This is a genomic window from Enterococcus sp. AZ067, from assembly GCF_051715005.1.
Taxonomy (GTDB): Bacteria; Bacillota; Bacilli; order Lactobacillales; family Enterococcaceae; genus Enterococcus_D; species Enterococcus_D casseliflavus.
In genome coordinates this window covers 1789492-1804409 of sequence record NZ_JBIOSY010000001.1, presented here as the reverse complement: position 1 = coordinate 1804409, position 14918 = coordinate 1789492, and the positions used below count along the sequence as shown (strand labels likewise).

Genomic DNA, 14918 nt, shown 5'->3' with positions numbered 1-14918 from the left:
GTTTATGCCTCCTTGCCGATGTCAGGTGTCCGCTGGTCCTCGTAGACCTCGCTATACAATTGGTTCAAATCTTTTTCAAGATCCGCCATCAATTGCTGTCCTGTTTGATTATCAACGATCCCCAAGCGGATCGCAAATGCCACTTGTCGTGATAGACCATACATCTGGGTATCAACCACTTCTTCAAATGCTTTGCATTGTGCGATACATAAACTATTTTCTTGGTTTCGGATCAGCTTTTTGATTCGTTCTGCGTCATCTCTCAGCAGATCAAGCGCTTTTGTAGAATCGATTTGCTCCATTCCGGTCCCCCCATTTCTTCGTTTCACCATTATAGCATATTCTTATTCGCTTTTGCATCCATAGATTGGATAGAAATACGGAAATAACGAACTTTAATGAGCATATATTCGAAAAGTTCGCTTTTTGATGATTATCATTCGTGTTTTGGAAATTTTATTCGTTTTATTTATATGATCCGCGCCCGATCTCGTGAAACAAAGGCAGATCGTGAAACACTTTATAAAAAACGTCCTTTACTAAAATTTAAGAAAAGCTATTCTATCAAGTATTCGAAAAAAAATCGGTGCCTGCTTTTCCACAATTACGTTTTAAAAAAAGAACAGGTCCAAAAGTCCCTGTTCTTTCAACTCGCATGAAAAGAAAAATCGTTTACTTTGTTTCGTCGCCGATCTTGCCATCCCCATTGATGTCCTCATCGGAAAGACGTTCGACTTCTTTAATAAAACCTTCGCTCATCTCTTGATAATTTTGCTCACCAACGACCGCATCGTCAGGGATTTGATCGACATTTGCAAAAAACTCAATATGATTGTGTAGGTTTTCAAAGCGCATAGGAGCATCTCCGCCGTATTCGCCATCAAGGTTGATCATTAAACGATTGACCTGTTCTGGTGCGTCTACTTCAAGAAAAGATGTTTTCGTATAAATCAGGCGACGATCGTTGATGTGTTTTCCACCATTCATCATTAAAGCAACTAAGTGGACGATCTCAAAAATATTGGCCGTTTTGACAATGATCAACGAAAATTTCCCATCGTCAAGCTTTGCATCAGGCGCAATCTGTTCAAAGCCCCCCACTGAATTCGTCAGCCCTAAAAAGAACATCGACGCTCCGCCAATGTATTCTCCGTCTTCATACTTTAGATGCATTTTGATTGGTTTGACACGAGGGAGTAATTCCGCTCCTTTTGCTAGATAAGCTAAGTAGCCAAAAACACTTTTCAGTTCAGAAGGAACATCGTAGGTCAATTCCGTTAAGTGCCCACCAGCAGCAATGTTGATAAAATACGTGTTGGGTGTTTTTCCGACATCCATTTTCACTGTCTGCTGCTTCAAAATCACTTCCGCAGCTGCTTTGATATCCGTACGGGGAATCTTTAGCGCTCGTGCGTAGTCATTGGTCGTGCCTCCAGGAATGATCGCCATTTTTGGTCGCTTTTCTAAAGGAGCGATCCCATTGACGACTTCATTGATCGTGCCATCCCCACCGGCAGCTACCACCAAATCAAAACCAGCTTCGCCGGCTCTTCTTGCTTCATCACGAGCGGAAAATGGCGCAGCGGTCGTGGCAAATGCACTCGCCTCATAACCGCCAGTTTCCAAAACATCTAAAATATCTGCTAAGTTTTTTCGAATCAATTCTTTCCCAGATGTCGGGTTGTAGATTACTCTTGCTCTTTTCATCGCTTGCCTCTTATCGCTTTGCTAGTTCTTCTTGCAACAGCTTATTCACAACGCCTGGATTCGCTTGTCCTTTGGTTGCTTTCATGATTTGACCAACTAAGAAACCGACTGCGCGGTCTTTTCCGTTTTTGAAGTCATCGACGGATTGTTGGTTATTATCTAATACTTCATTGATCATTGGTAGTAATTGCGCAGGATCTGATAATTGGATCAATCCTTTGGCTTTTACAACTTCTTCAGCGTCGCCGCCGTTTGTGATCAACTCTTTGAAGACTTTTTTCGCAATCTTCGAACTGATCGTGCCATCGGCGATCAAACGAATCATTCCCGCTAAATTGTCTGGGGTTAATTTCGTTTCTGGCAGTTCCAATTTCTCGCTGTTCAGATACGCTGAAACTTCACCCATCAACCAGTTAGAAGCTTGTTTAGGATCAGCACCAGCATCGATGGTTTTTTCAAAGAAATCGGACATTTCTTTTGATAAAGTCAAGACCATTGCATCATATTCTGGTAAGCCCAATTCAGAGATGTAACGGGCACGACGTTTTTGCGGCATTTCTGGCAAGCTTTGACGTACACGTTCGATCCATTCATCATCGATCACAAACCGTGGGATATCTGGTTCTGGGAAGTAACGATAATCAGAAGAACCTTCTTTGACACGCATCAATAAGGTTTTGCTGGTTGCTTCATCAAAACGTCGAGTTTCTTGTTGGATCTCGCCTCCAGAAAGCAATACTTTGGCTTGGCGTTTTTCTTCAAATGCCAACCCTTTTTTCACGAAGGACATAGAGTTTAAGTTTTTCAGTTCTGTTTTTGTTCCGAATTGTTCTTGGCCGTAAGGTCGCAACGAAATATTCGCATCACAACGCATGGAACCTTCTTCCATCTTCACATCGGATACTTCTGTAAACAAGATGATTGAACGCAACGCTTCTAGATACGCATATGCTTCTTCTGGTGAACGCATATCCGCTTCGGAAACGATCTCGATCAAAGGGGTTCCTTGACGATTTAGATCAACATAAGAATAACCGCCTTTGCCGTGCATGTTTTTCCCAGCATCTTCTTCCAAATGAACTCGCTCGATGCGAATCTTTTTCTTTTTGCCTTCCACTTCGATCTCGATCCACCCATCATGACCGATCGGTTGATCGAATTGCGAAATTTGATACGCTTTTGGATTGTCGGGATAGAAATAGTTTTTGCGGTCGAAATGCGTTTCTTTTGAGATTTCACAATTCAGCGCAAGCGCAGCTTTCATCCCAAATTCGATAGCCGCTTTGTTCATTACTGGTAAAACACCTGGATAGCCCCAGTCGATCACATTCGTGTTGCTATTTGGTTCAGCGCCAAAGTGAGCAGGTGCTGGAGAAAAAATCTTTGATTCTGTTTTTAATTCTACGTGGACTTCAAGCCCAATGACTGTTTCGAAGTTCATGCCTTATCCCCTCCTAAAATCACTGGTTTTTTCGTGTGGAAATCAGTTGCTTGTTCAAAGGCATAAGCCGCTTTATACATGGTTGCTTCATCAAAATGTTTCCCAATGATCTGCAAGCCGACTGGCAGTCCTTCAGAAAAACCTGCTGGGATCGACATCCCTGGCAATCCTGCTAAGTTCACAGGAATGGTTAAAATATCATTCAAGTACATGGTGATCGGATCATTGATGTTTTCTCCAATACCAAATGCTACCGTTGGGGAAGCTGGGCCAATGATCAAGTCGTATTGGCTGAAGACCTTATCGAAATCTTGTTTGATCAACGTCCGTACTTGACCGGCTTTTTTGAAGTAGGCATCGTAGTAGCCAGCACTTAGTGAAAACGTACCTAACATGATCCGGCGTTTTACTTCTTCCCCGAATCCTTCACTGCGAGAATTGACATAGACATCTTCTAGATTGCTGACATTTTCTGAACGGAAACCATAACGAATACCGTCAAAACGTTGCAAATTAGAACTTGCTTCAGAAGAAGCGATGATATAGTAAACGGCTACCCCGTATTTTGAGTGTGGCAAGCTGACTTCTTCCACAGTCGCTCCTAACGCACGGAAAGTGTCCGCTGCTTTTAAGATTGCTTCTCGAACGCCTGCTTGGATCCCTTCACCTAAGTATTCTTTTGGCAAAGCGACTTTCATACCTTTGATATCACCCGTCAAACCTGCTGTAAAATCAGGAACAGCAGCGCCTGCTGACGTACTATCTTTCGCATCAAACCCACTGATGGCATTTAATGCAAAGGCATTGTCTTTCACACCACGCGTCATCGGACCAATTTGATCTAAAGATGATGCAAACGCGATCAGACCAAAACGAGAAACCCGTCCGTAGGTTGGCTTCATCCCGACGATTCCATTGAAAGCTGCTGGTTGACGAATCGAACCACCCGTATCGCTACCTAATGATAGGGGGACTTGTCCAGCTGCAACGGCAGCCGCCGAGCCACCTGATGAACCACCAGGTACTTTTGTTTCGTCCCAAGCGTTTTTCGTTTTCTTAAAGAACGATGTTTCGGTACTTGCGCCCATGGCAAATTCATCCATATTTAACTTACCAACTGGAATCATGTCTGCTTGATAAACTTTGTCCATAACGGTCGCATCGTAAATTGGATCAAAATTACCTAAGATTTTAGAAGCAGCTGTTGTCCGCAAATCTTTGGTAACGATGTTGTCTTTGATTCCGATTGGAATTCCCGCCAACACATTGCTTTCAGTGATGCCTTTTTGATCGATGGCTTGTGCCAATTCCTGCGCTTTTTCTTCATTCAACGCTAGAAACGCATCGACTTTCGGCTCTGTTTCTTTAATGCGAGCAAAGGTTTCGCTCGTTAAGTCTGTTGCAGTAATTTCCTTTGACACTAATAAGCTGTGTAATTCTTCTAAGCTTTTTTTATATAATTCAGTCATTAGGCACCCGCCTCCCCATTATCAATGATTGCAGGCACTTTGATAAAGCCTTCTTCGGATTCTGGAACATTTTTCATTAATTCATCACGGTCCCAGCCGCCGGTCGTTACATCTTCACGCATCACGTTAATCGTTTCTGCGACATTCGATGTGAATGGTACTCCTGTGGTGTCCACTTCTTCAAGTGTTTCAACCATATCAATAATTTTCCCTAGCTGAGAGGTAAACTCATGTAATTCATCGTCTGAGAATGAAAGTTTTGCTAGTTTGGCAACGTGTTTGACTTGTTCTTCGCTGATCGCCATAAAATCCTCCTCTTTCTCGTATCCGTAATCTACGTTTACGTTTTTCCAATGTATTGTATCATTTTTTTAACAAATCATGAAATAGAATTTGAAAATTATCAAATATAATTGCAAATAAAAGCAGAAATCATTTCTTTCCTCGTAGTGCAGGGAAGAAATGATTTCAATTAGACAAGAAAAAACAACTGCTTCTCGTCTGTGACAATGCTTAAAGGTTATTGAGCTGCCGAATGACTGCCTTCGATCGCAGCCACCATTTGAGCTTCATCCCAAACGGTGACACCTAGGGATTGTGCTTTGGTCAGTTTGCTGCCTGCCTCTTCCCCAGCAACAACGATATCGGTCTTTTTCGATACACTCCCTGTTACCTTCCCACCGAGATTTTCAATTCGTTCCTTGGCTTCTTCACGAGTGAAGTGACTTAATTTTCCTGTTAAAACGACGGTTTTCTCTTTAAATGGTGATTCGACGTCTTCCAACTGTTCATTTCTAAGCCCCAAATAAGCAAAGTTGACACCCGCTCTTTCAAGTTCATCTAACAGGTCGTGAACTTCTTGATTGTCAAAATACGTGACGACACTTTCAGCAATCGTTGCGCCGATAGCTTCTAGCGAAATGATTTCTTCTTCCTTGGCTTTGCTGAGCGCCCGCAGATCACCGAAATGTTCTGCTAAAATCCGAGCCGCTTTCGCACCGACATGACGGATGCCTAGCCCAAAAATCAAACGTTCAACCGAATTTCCTTTACTTTGATGAATCGCCCGCAACAGGTTATTGGCTGATTTCTCTTTGATTTTATCAAGGGTCAACAATTGTTCTTCTGTTAAAAAGTACAAGTCGGCCACATCTTTAACTAAGGATTTATCGAACATTTGCTCTAAAACACGGGGCCCTAAACCGTCAATGTTCATAGCATTCCGTGAAACGAAATGGCTGAGTCCTTCTTTGATCTGTGCTGGACACTTTGGATTGATACAACGCAAGGCAACTTCTTCATCTAAATGGATCAGCTCACTCCCACATTCGGGACAATGTGTAGGCGATTCAAAGGGTTGACTTGCTTCTGTGCGTTTTTCTTCCAAGACTTTCGCAACCTCTGGAATAATGTCCCCCGCCTTATAGATGATGACCGAATCGCCAATGCGGATGTCTTTCATTTTAATGAAATCTACATTATGGAGACTGGCACGGCTGACCGTCGTTCCAGCAACACGAACAGGGGTCATAACAGCGGTCGGTGTCACAACACCCGTCCGTCCCACGGTCCATTCGATCGTTTCGATCACTGTTTCCGCTTCTTCCGGTGGAAACTTATATGCCGCCGCCCATCGGGGTGCTTTTACGGTAAAGCCTAGCGCATCTTGATCTTTGAAATTATTGACTTTGATGACTACGCCGTCAATCTCATAGGGAAGCTCACTGCGCTTGTCATGAAACTCTTCGATATATGCCCAAACCTCATCGATGGTATGACACACTCTGCGTTCGTGATTTGTACGAAAGCCTAATTGATCCAGTTCATTCAATGCTGAAAATTGATCATTGGCTTCAATTGGTCCAAAGTCAGCTAGTGTGTACAAGAAGGTGCTTAAGTTTCTTTGGGCTGCGATCCGTGTGTCTAATTGTCGCAAGCTTCCAGCCGCTGCGTTTCTAGGATTGGCAAAAACTTCCGCCCCTTCTTCTTCTCGCTGTTGATTCAATTTCAAAAACGAAGCCTTTGGCATATAGCATTCGCCACGAACTTCCAACGAGATCGGTTCTTTTAATTTCAGTGGAATCGATTTGACGGTCTTTAGGTTTTCTGTAATGTTTTCACCTACCGTACCATCTCCTCGAGTTGCTCCCCGAACAAAGCGCCCTTCTTCATATTTCAAGGAAATTGACAATCCATCGATCTTTAACTCGCAGACATAATCTACCGCTTTCCCCAGTGCTTTTTGAACACGGGCATCAAAAGCCACGATTCCTTCTTTGTCAAAGACATCGTTCAGGCTATACAGCGGAATATCATGCGTGACCTTTTCAAAGCCAGGTAAAATGATACCGCCTACTCGTTGGGTGGGTGAGTCTTCGGTTACTAGCTGCGGATAATTGGTTTCAATTTCAACCAGTTCTGCATATAGCTGATCATAGAGATAATCTTCCACGGAAGGCTGATCTTTTACATAGTATTCGTAAGCATACTGATTTAATTGTGTGCGCAGCTCTTCTGCTCGTGATTGGATTTCTTTTGAAGGGACATCCATCCTAATATCCTCCTTATTCTTCAACTTTTTCAATCGGCGCAAAGGCCGCCAACAATCGTTTGACGCCTTGTTGTGGGAACGCCACATCTAATTCAACATCTTGCGCGCTGCCAGTCGTCCGAACGACGGTACCGATTCCCCATTTTTTATGTTGAACTTTCTCGCCTACTTGCCAAGTATTACCAGCTGCAGAAGTCTGTTGTTTAGAAGCGACGGTCGTTTGACGCGGTTGTGTATAGCTCGGTTTGAACACTTTTGGTTGAAACGGTGCAGCAGCTTTCGGCTGTGAACGCTCGCCTAATGATTGCAGCAGATCTTGTTCGATCTCTTCGATAAACCGAGACGGACGATTGTATTGGGTCCGACCGTATAATGTTCTGGAAAAAGCGTTGGTCAGAAAGAGCTCTTCCTCGGCACGAGTGATTCCCACGTAAGCAAGGCGCCGTTCTTCTTCGAGCTCGCTTTCTTCCATTAAGGCACGAGAAAGCGGGAAGATATTTTCTTCCAACCCAATCAAAAATACCACTGGAAACTCTAGTCCTTTTGCAGCATGCAAGGTCATCAAAGTCACTTGACTACTTTCTTCTTCATAACTATCGACGTCTGACAATAAAGCTAAGTCATTTAAGAAAACACTCAACTTCTCATCTGGTGCATCTGCATCGTCTTCGTTTTGCGCCTCAAATCGTTTGTCGAATTCTTGGGTAACCGATAAAAATTCTTCCAAGTTTTCAAGTCTAGCTTGTGCTTCTAAATTATTCTGGTTGACTAACTCTTGACGATAACCCGTTTTTTCTAATATTTCTTTCGTCAGTTCGGTTACTGATAGGTAAGGAACCATCTGGGCGAAGCCATCCATCATCATCCCAAAGCTCCCTAATTCTTTGCCAGCCTTTCCAGAAATATTCGCTAACTCGACGTTCATGGCTGCTTCTAACAATGACCATTCATGAAGATTCGCAAACGCTCGTAGTTTCTCGACGGATGTCGCACCGATCCCACGTTTTGGTACATTGATGATACGCTCTAAGCTGATGGAATCTCGCGGATTGGCGATCGCCGATAAATAGGCCAAAATATCACGGATTTCTTTGCGGTCATAGAATTTTCTGCCGCCGACCATCGTATAAGGAACGTTGGCTTTTAAAAGCATTTCTTCAATGATCCGTGACTGGGCATTGGTCCGATACAATATCGCAAAATCACCGAATTTACGGTTCTTTTCTGCAATTTGTTTTTGCATTTCACTGACGATAAATCGCGCTTCATCTCGTTCACTATCCCCGCGATAATAAGTGATCTTTTCCCCATCATGATTTTCTGTCCATAGATTTTTATCTGGACGGTTGCGGTTATTTTTGATTACTTGGTTTGCCGCATTTAAAATCGTTTGCGTTGAACGATAGTTTTGCTCTAACAAAATCGTTGCGGCATCTGGATAGTCCTTTTCAAAGTCTAAAATATTTTGCATGTTGGCACCACGCCAACCGTAAATACTTTGGTCCGCATCCCCAACAACACAAAGATTTCGAAAACGAGCGGCCAATAAATTGACCAGCGTGTATTGGGCGTGGTTGGTATCTTGGTATTCATCGACATGGATATAGTGGAATTTCCGTTGATAAAATTGCAGCGCATCTTCATTGTCTTGGAAGAGGCGGATCGTATTCATGATTAAATCATCGAAGTCCATGCATTGATTGTTTCGCAGCTCTTTTTGATATTTTTCATAGCAACGACCTACGATCTGCTCAAATAGACTACCTTCCATGGCTTGGTAAGCTTCAGGTGTCAACAGCTCGTTCTTTGCATGAGAGATCGTTCCCAAAATAGAACGAGGATCATATTTTTTGGGATCGATATTCAATTCTTTTAATACCCGTTTCATCAGTGTATTTTGCTCAGAAGAGTCAATGATGGTAAAATTCTTCGAATAGCCAATACGATCAACGTCCCTGCGCAAGATTCTGACACACATCGAGTGGAAGGTTGAAACCCAAACGTCTTCTCCACCCGATCCTAATAGTTGACTGACCCGTTCCTTCATTTCACGTGCCGCTTTATTGGTAAATGTGATGGCTAAAATATTCCATGGATTCACATTTTTTTCTTCTATTAAATAGGCGATTCGGTGGGTTAGGACACGGGTCTTCCCGCTTCCTGCACCTGCCATCAGCAGCAACGGTCCTTCCGTATGCATAACGGCTTCTTTTTGCCGTGGGTTCATGCGTTCAAGTAATTCACTTTTGGATGACATGATTTTAAACATCCTTTCTTTCTCAATCTTCTCAATTATAGCATTATCCGGGAAAGGGGAAAACCGAACGCTTTGAAAACTTTTAATTAAAAGCGCTTTGATTTTTTCCCTTACGATTCATGCGATTTTTCAAGAGAAAGCAGGCTTGGTTTGTTTACATAATAAAAAGGCTGTAAACCTACCAGCCTTTTTATTCGTTTGAAGATTTTGGTTAACTAAAGTACTTCTCTACTAGTTTTTCATTTACATAAATCGAGACTTGCCCATCATTGACCGGGAAAACACCTTTTCCGGTATCATCTAAAACAACTTTCGCTTCATTGTTTCTCAATATATCCACGAATGTCTCTCCACCATGGATCGCACTGATAGTCATTTCTTTTTCCGCTCCTTGGGCATTGGTCATCACGACCGCTAATCCAGAAAGCTCATGTTCATAATCGCCAGTTAATACCCAGCCAATGCAATTAGGATCATCGAAATAATCGACTTGATTCCCGAATGCAAGCTTCTCCCGAAGTTTCAGCATATGGACCAGCGCATCCCCGACAGGGGCGATTTCTTGCGCGGGAATCCCAAATAAATCCCCCCAGAAAACTACTGGTACGCCAGCTTTACGTAAAAGGATCAATGAATAGGCATGGACTTTGAACCATCCGTCTATCCAAGATTGTAAACTTTGCCCAACCTGCGTGTCATGATTATCCACAAAAGTCACTGCATAATCTTCGCGAGCGGCGGTCAACGTACCTGCAAAAATTTGGCTCATATCGTATTCGCCATTTGAGTGAGATGCTTCATATAAATTGTAGTGCAATGGCACATCAAATAAATAAATCAAATTTCCTGAAGAATCCAAATACTCTTCTAATTTTGGCAGATCCCCTGACCAATATTCTCCGACAACAAATAGTGGTTTGCCTTTTTCCTCGCGTCGGTTTAAAATCCAATCCGCGTAATAGTTGAACTCAATGTGTTTGACCGCATCTAGTCGATACCCGTCAACGCCGGTCAGTTCTTGGTACCATTGGCCCCATTTATTGAGTTGTTCCACTGTTTCGGGATTTTCCATGTCCAAATCACAACCCATTAAGTAGTCGTAATTGCCCATCTCATCATCCACTTGGTTTTCCCAGCCCTTATCAGCGAAGTTAAAAATCCCGTGGTCTTTGTTGCGGTCATCATAATCGACACCAGAAAAATTATGCCACGTCCAAACGTAATCATTGTACGTCCCCTGACGTCCTGGGAAAGTGAACTTGGTCCAAGCTTCGATTTCTTCCTCATCACTGATCGGTTCATTACGGTTTTCGGTATTGTATTTAACCGCTGGAACGACTTCTTTTTCATCGGCACCAATCAAGTGATTGAAAACGATGTCGGCATAAACCTCTATTCCTTGTTCTTGCAGTGCTTTGATGGCTTCTAGGTATTCATCCTTTGTCCCATATTTTGTTGGCACCGACCCCTTTTGATCGAATTCGCCTAGATCATAATAATCATAGACACCATACCCAACGTCTTCGGACCCAGCTGTCCCTTTATAGGCAGGCGGCAGCCAAATTGCGGTAAATCCATACTCTTTGATTTCTTTACTCATTTCTTTCAATTTGTTCCAGTGCTGGCTATCTGCCGGCAGGTCCCATTCGAACCCTTGTAAAATGACTTTGTTATTCATTTATTTATCCCCCCTTACTTCAATTAAGCCAAATAATAGTAAAAATTGTCAAATATAAGGATAGCTATTAAATCAAAATGACGGTTATCATGACCGTTTATGACCGATTCCATTTATTGACGCTTTCATTTTGAATGTTTTTTACTGTTTATGATTGATTTTGAACGAATCATATGGTATCATGGCAGGTGAAGAGGTGATGAAAATGCTTACAGAGGAGCGTCATCAAGCGATTTTGGCACGATTGGAACAAGAAGAGATCGTCAAGGTCAGTGAACTGATTCAACTGTTAGATGCTTCAGAATCAACGATCCGTCGAGACCTGCAAGAGTTGGAAGACAAAGGATTTTTAGTCAGAATTCACGGTGGAGCCAAGAAAAGTCAGCAATTAGGCTTCGAACCAAACATGTCAGAAAAAACGGCGAAGTTTCAAACGGAAAAGCAAAAGATAGCAAGAGCAGCTGCCCAGACGATCAAAAATGGTGAAGTCATTTACTTAGATGCTGGCACAACGACCCTCGAAATGATTCCTTTCCTATCGGCTATCACAGGCCTTAAGGTGGTCACAAACTCCGTCAAACACGCTTCCCTATTGATCGATCACGGGATCGACACCATGATTTTAGGGGGAACCATTAAGATATCGACGAACGCTGTGTTAGGGATCAATGCTGGTGAGCAACTGCGAAAACTACGCTTTAATCGTTGCTTTATGGGCATGAACGGGGCTCATTCTGAGGCTGGATTCACAACACCTGATCCTGAAGAAGCCCTGATCAAGCAGATCGCTTTAGAGCACAGTCAACAAGCCTATGTCTTGCTAGACCATTCCAAATTTCAGCAAACGACTTTTGCTCAAGTTGCCTTTATCGAAGGTGCGACGATCATCACCGATTATTGCCCAAAAAACTATTTAGCGAAATTCAGAGCAAAAACAACCATTATGGAGGTAATACAATGATTTACACAGTAACACTCAATCCATCGATCGACTTTATCGTCCATGTCGATCATTTGGAAATCGGCGCCCTTAATCGAATGAAACAAGACTTTAAACTACCTGGCGGCAAAGGAATCAATGTCTCACGGATTTTGAAACGCATCGACATCGCCTCGACTGCCCTTGGTTTCGTTGGCGGATTTACTGGTCGTTTTATTGAAGAGTGGCTGACCAAAGAGGAAATCCGCAGCAACTTTACCCAAGTCGCTGCGGACACACGAATCAATATCAAACTAAAATCCGGCGAAGAAACAGAAATCAACGGTCTTGGTCCAGTCATTCGCCAGCAAGAAATTGCTGAATTGAAACACCAATTAGCCACTCTTTCTGCCGAAGACATCGTCATCCTATCAGGAAGTAAACCAGCTGGTCTTCCAACCGACTTTTATAAAGAATTGATCAAAATCGTTAAAGAAGCGGGTGCGGAATTTGTCATTGATACGACCGGCGCGGAACTTTTTGATGCTTTATCCGATCAGCCTTTGCTGATCAAACCAAATAATCATGAATTAGCCGAACTTTATGAAACTTCTTTTTCAACAATCGAAGATATTTTGCCTTATGGTCAAAGAATGCTAAAGGATGGCGCTAAAAATGTCATTGTCTCTCTAGGCGGCGATGGCGCCCTGCTCTTTACTGGCAATGAGATCTATCGATCCAATGTTTTGAAACGACCTTTGAAAAATTCAGTTGGCGCTGGAGATTCCATGATTGCTGGATTCATTGGGCGTTATGCAAAGACCAAAGATGTGGTTGAAGCATTCAAATGGGGAGTCGCTTGTGGCAGTGCCACTGCGTTTTCAGATGATTTAGCTGAGGCGTCATTTATCGAAGAATTACTACCGGAAGTCATAATTGAACAAGTGAATCTATAGGAGGATGGAAAAAATGAAAATCAATGAGTTGATGCTGAAAGAGTCCATGATCATGGACTTACAAGCAACAGACAAAAAAGGTGCCATTGATGAAATGGTAGCAAAATTATATGCTGTCGGACGAATTTCAGATATCGAGGTCTACAAAGAAGGAATTCTTGCCCGAGAAGCTCAAACATCAACAGGGCTAGGTGACGGCATCGCAATGCCTCATGCCAAAAACAGTGCGGTCAAAGAAGCGACGGTCTTATTCGCAAAAAGTAATGCGGGTGTTGACTATGAGGCGTTAGATGGACAACCAACGTACCTCTTCTTTATGATCGCAGCACCAGAAGGAGCAAATGATACTCATTTACAAGCATTAGCAGCGCTATCTCGCTTGTTGATCGATCCGGATTTCGTTGCTAAATTAAAAACAGCGACGACTGCTGATCAAGTACAGCAACTTTTCTCAGAAGCTGAGGCACAGCAAGAAGCCGATGCTTTAGCAGAAGAAGCGGCAAACCAAGAAGCAGCACCCGCTAGCGAACGTCCCTATATCGTCGCAGTTACAGCTTGCCCGACAGGAATCGCCCATACCTACATGGCAGAAGATGCTTTGAAAAAGAAAGCCAAAGAGCTGGGTGTTGACATCAAAGTCGAAACAAATGGTTCAGAAGGAATCAAAAATCGTCTAACAGAAGCTGATATCGCCCGAGCTACTGGTGTAATCGTAGCTGCTGATAAAAAAGTAGAAATGGATCGCTTTGACGGCAAACATTTAGTAAACCGTCCTGTCAGTGATGGTATCCGTAAAACCGAGCAATTAATCAATGAAGCAATGAGCGGTACTGCTCCTGTTTTTCATGGTAGCGGCCAAGCTTCTGATAAAGAGGACGCTTCTGCTGATGGTTCAGTCGGTCAACGAATCTATAAAGATTTGATGAATGGTGTTTCTCATATGCTGCCATTTGTTATTGCCGGTGGAATCATGATCGCTATTTCCTTCATGGTGGACCAGTTCATGGGTGTCCCTCAAGATGCCTTGAGTCAATTAGGAAACTACAACCAAGCAGCTTCTTGGTTCAATCAAATCGGTAGCGCGGCATTTGGTTTTATGCTACCTGTCTTAGCTGGATTTATCGCTTCAAGTATCAGTGACCGACCTGGATTGATCGTCGGTTTTGCAGCAGGTGCGTTAGCAAATACAGGTGGTGCTGGTTTCTTAGGTGCCTTGATCGGCGGTTTCTTAGCTGGTTACGTCATCAAGTTCTTACGTTCATTATTCAAAGGCTTACCAAAATCATTAGAAGGAATCAAAACGATCCTCTTCTACCCTGTTTTCGGCCTATTGATCACTGGCTTCTTGATGTTACTGATCAACGTGCCAATGAAAGCTATCAACGACGGTTTGAACAGCTTCTTGACTGGCTTAAGTGGTACCAACGCAGCTTTACTTGGCGCTTTGTTAGCAGCGATGATGGCAGCCGATCTAGGCGGCCCAATCAACAAAGCCGCTTATGTTTTTGGTACTGCAACATTGGCAACGACCGTTGCTGAAGGTGGTAGCGTCGTGATGGCATCTGTAATGGCGGGCGGAATGGTTCCTCCATTAGCAATCTTTGTCGCAACGTTATTGTTCAAAAACAAATTTACAAAAAACCAAAAAGAAGCAGGTTTGACAAATATCGTCATGGGGCTGTCCTTCGTCACAGAAGGTGCGATTCCATTTGCAGCAGCAGATCCACTGCGAGCGATCCCAAGCTTTATCGTCGGTTCTGCCCTGACTGGTGCACTTGTCGGTGCCTTTGATATCCAATTGATGGCGCCACATGGTGGGATCTTCGTTGTCCTATTATTATCTAAACCAATTTTGTTCTTGCTATTCATCTTGATCGGTGCGATCGTTTCTGGCGTCGTATTCGGTTTGTTGAAAAAAGCGCCTGAGCAAACAGCTTAAT

11 protein-coding genes are annotated in these 14918 nt (G+C 43.1%); 3 read left to right on the top strand and 8 right to left on the bottom strand.

Annotated features, from left to right (window positions below):
* Positions 1 to 2 precede the first annotated feature (2 nt).
* The 8 genes from IGI82_RS08490 to IGI82_RS08455 all read right to left on the bottom strand — a co-directional run bounded on the left by IGI82_RS08490 (position 3) and on the right by IGI82_RS08455 (position 11103).
* Positions 3 to 302, bottom strand: a complete 300-nt coding sequence (locus IGI82_RS08490) for a YlaN family protein (protein ID WP_010748186.1) — start codon at positions 300 to 302, stop codon at positions 3 to 5.
* A gap of 370 nt (positions 303 to 672) precedes the next feature.
* On the bottom strand, positions 673 to 1707 hold the full coding sequence (locus tag IGI82_RS08485) for a diacylglycerol kinase (RefSeq protein ID WP_010748185.1): 1035 nt from the start codon (positions 1705 to 1707) through the stop codon (positions 673 to 675).
* A gap of 10 nt (positions 1708 to 1717) precedes the next feature.
* Entirely contained in the window at positions 1718 to 3148 is a 1431-nt protein-coding gene (gatB, locus tag IGI82_RS08480) for an Asp-tRNA(Asn)/Glu-tRNA(Gln) amidotransferase subunit GatB (RefSeq protein ID WP_005225979.1), read from the bottom strand.
* On the bottom strand, positions 3145 to 4617 hold the full coding sequence (gene gatA, locus IGI82_RS08475) for an Asp-tRNA(Asn)/Glu-tRNA(Gln) amidotransferase subunit GatA (protein ID WP_010748184.1): 1473 nt from the start codon (positions 4615 to 4617) through the stop codon (positions 3145 to 3147). The genes gatB and gatA overlap by 4 nt, the downstream gene beginning before the upstream one ends.
* Positions 4617 to 4922 (bottom strand): Asp-tRNA(Asn)/Glu-tRNA(Gln) amidotransferase subunit GatC, encoded by a 306-nt coding sequence (gatC, locus tag IGI82_RS08470; RefSeq protein WP_005225977.1) that lies wholly within the window; start codon positions 4920 to 4922, stop codon positions 4617 to 4619. Before gatC ends, gatA begins: the two co-directional genes overlap by 1 nt.
* Positions 4923 to 5137: 215 nt before the next feature.
* Positions 5138 to 7168 (bottom strand): NAD-dependent DNA ligase LigA, encoded by a 2031-nt coding sequence (gene ligA / locus IGI82_RS08465; RefSeq protein ID WP_438842040.1) that lies wholly within the window; start codon positions 7166 to 7168, stop codon positions 5138 to 5140.
* Between the two features lie 13 nt (positions 7169 to 7181).
* A complete protein-coding gene (gene pcrA, locus IGI82_RS08460) occupies positions 7182 to 9425 on the bottom strand; it encodes a DNA helicase PcrA (protein ID WP_438842039.1) in 2244 nt (747 codons plus the stop codon).
* 211 nt (positions 9426 to 9636) lie between these two features.
* A complete protein-coding gene (locus tag IGI82_RS08455) occupies positions 9637 to 11103 on the bottom strand; it encodes an alpha-amylase (protein ID WP_015509620.1) in 1467 nt (488 codons plus the stop codon).
* Between the two features lie 205 nt (positions 11104 to 11308).
* Here IGI82_RS08455 and IGI82_RS08450 point away from each other — a divergent pair, with 205 nt between their 5' ends.
* Genes IGI82_RS08450 through IGI82_RS08440 form a run of 3 tightly spaced genes read left to right on the top strand, consistent with a single transcriptional unit; the run spans position 11309 to position 14917 of the window.
* Positions 11309 to 12064, top strand: coding sequence for a DeoR/GlpR family DNA-binding transcription regulator (locus IGI82_RS08450; RefSeq protein WP_005225973.1), 756 nt, complete (start codon positions 11309 to 11311; stop codon positions 12062 to 12064).
* Positions 12061 to 12978 carry a 1-phosphofructokinase gene (gene pfkB, locus IGI82_RS08445; protein WP_087627417.1) on the top strand — a complete coding sequence of 306 codons (918 nt, stop codon included), beginning with the start codon at positions 12061 to 12063 and terminating at the stop codon, positions 12976 to 12978. Before IGI82_RS08450 ends, pfkB begins: the two co-directional genes overlap by 4 nt.
* A 13-nt stretch (positions 12979 to 12991) precedes the next feature.
* Entirely contained in the window at positions 12992 to 14917 is a 1926-nt protein-coding gene (locus IGI82_RS08440) for a PTS fructose transporter subunit IIABC (RefSeq protein ID WP_087627416.1), read from the top strand.
* The last annotated feature ends 1 nt before the right edge of the window (position 14918 follow it).

Excerpts from the sequence above, each read along its gene's own strand:
- IGI82_RS08440 (WP_087627416.1), top strand. The coding sequence starts at position 12,992 with ATGAAAATCAATGAGTTGATGCTGAAAGAGTCCATGATCATGGACTTA.
- IGI82_RS08490 (WP_010748186.1), bottom strand. The coding sequence starts at position 302 with ATGGAGCAAATCGATTCTACAAAAGCGCTTGATCTGCTGAGAGATGAC.
- pfkB (WP_087627417.1), top strand. The coding sequence starts at position 12,061 with ATGATTTACACAGTAACACTCAATCCATCGATCGACTTTATCGTCCAT.
- pcrA (WP_438842039.1), bottom strand. The coding sequence starts at position 9,425 with ATGTCATCCAAAAGTGAATTACTTGAACGCATGAACCCACGGCAAAAA.
- gatB (WP_005225979.1), bottom strand. The coding sequence starts at position 3,148 with ATGAACTTCGAAACAGTCATTGGGCTTGAAGTCCACGTAGAATTAAAA.
- IGI82_RS08450 (WP_005225973.1), top strand. The coding sequence starts at position 11,309 with ATGCTTACAGAGGAGCGTCATCAAGCGATTTTGGCACGATTGGAACAA.
- ligA (WP_438842040.1), bottom strand. The coding sequence starts at position 7,168 with ATGGATGTCCCTTCAAAAGAAATCCAATCACGAGCAGAAGAGCTGCGC.
- IGI82_RS08455 (WP_015509620.1), bottom strand. The coding sequence starts at position 11,103 with ATGAATAACAAAGTCATTTTACAAGGGTTCGAATGGGACCTGCCGGCA.
- IGI82_RS08485 (WP_010748185.1), bottom strand. The coding sequence starts at position 1,707 with ATGAAAAGAGCAAGAGTAATCTACAACCCGACATCTGGGAAAGAATTG.
- gatC (WP_005225977.1), bottom strand. The coding sequence starts at position 4,922 with ATGGCGATCAGCGAAGAACAAGTCAAACACGTTGCCAAACTAGCAAAA.
- gatA (WP_010748184.1), bottom strand. The coding sequence starts at position 4,617 with ATGACTGAATTATATAAAAAAAGCTTAGAAGAATTACACAGCTTATTA.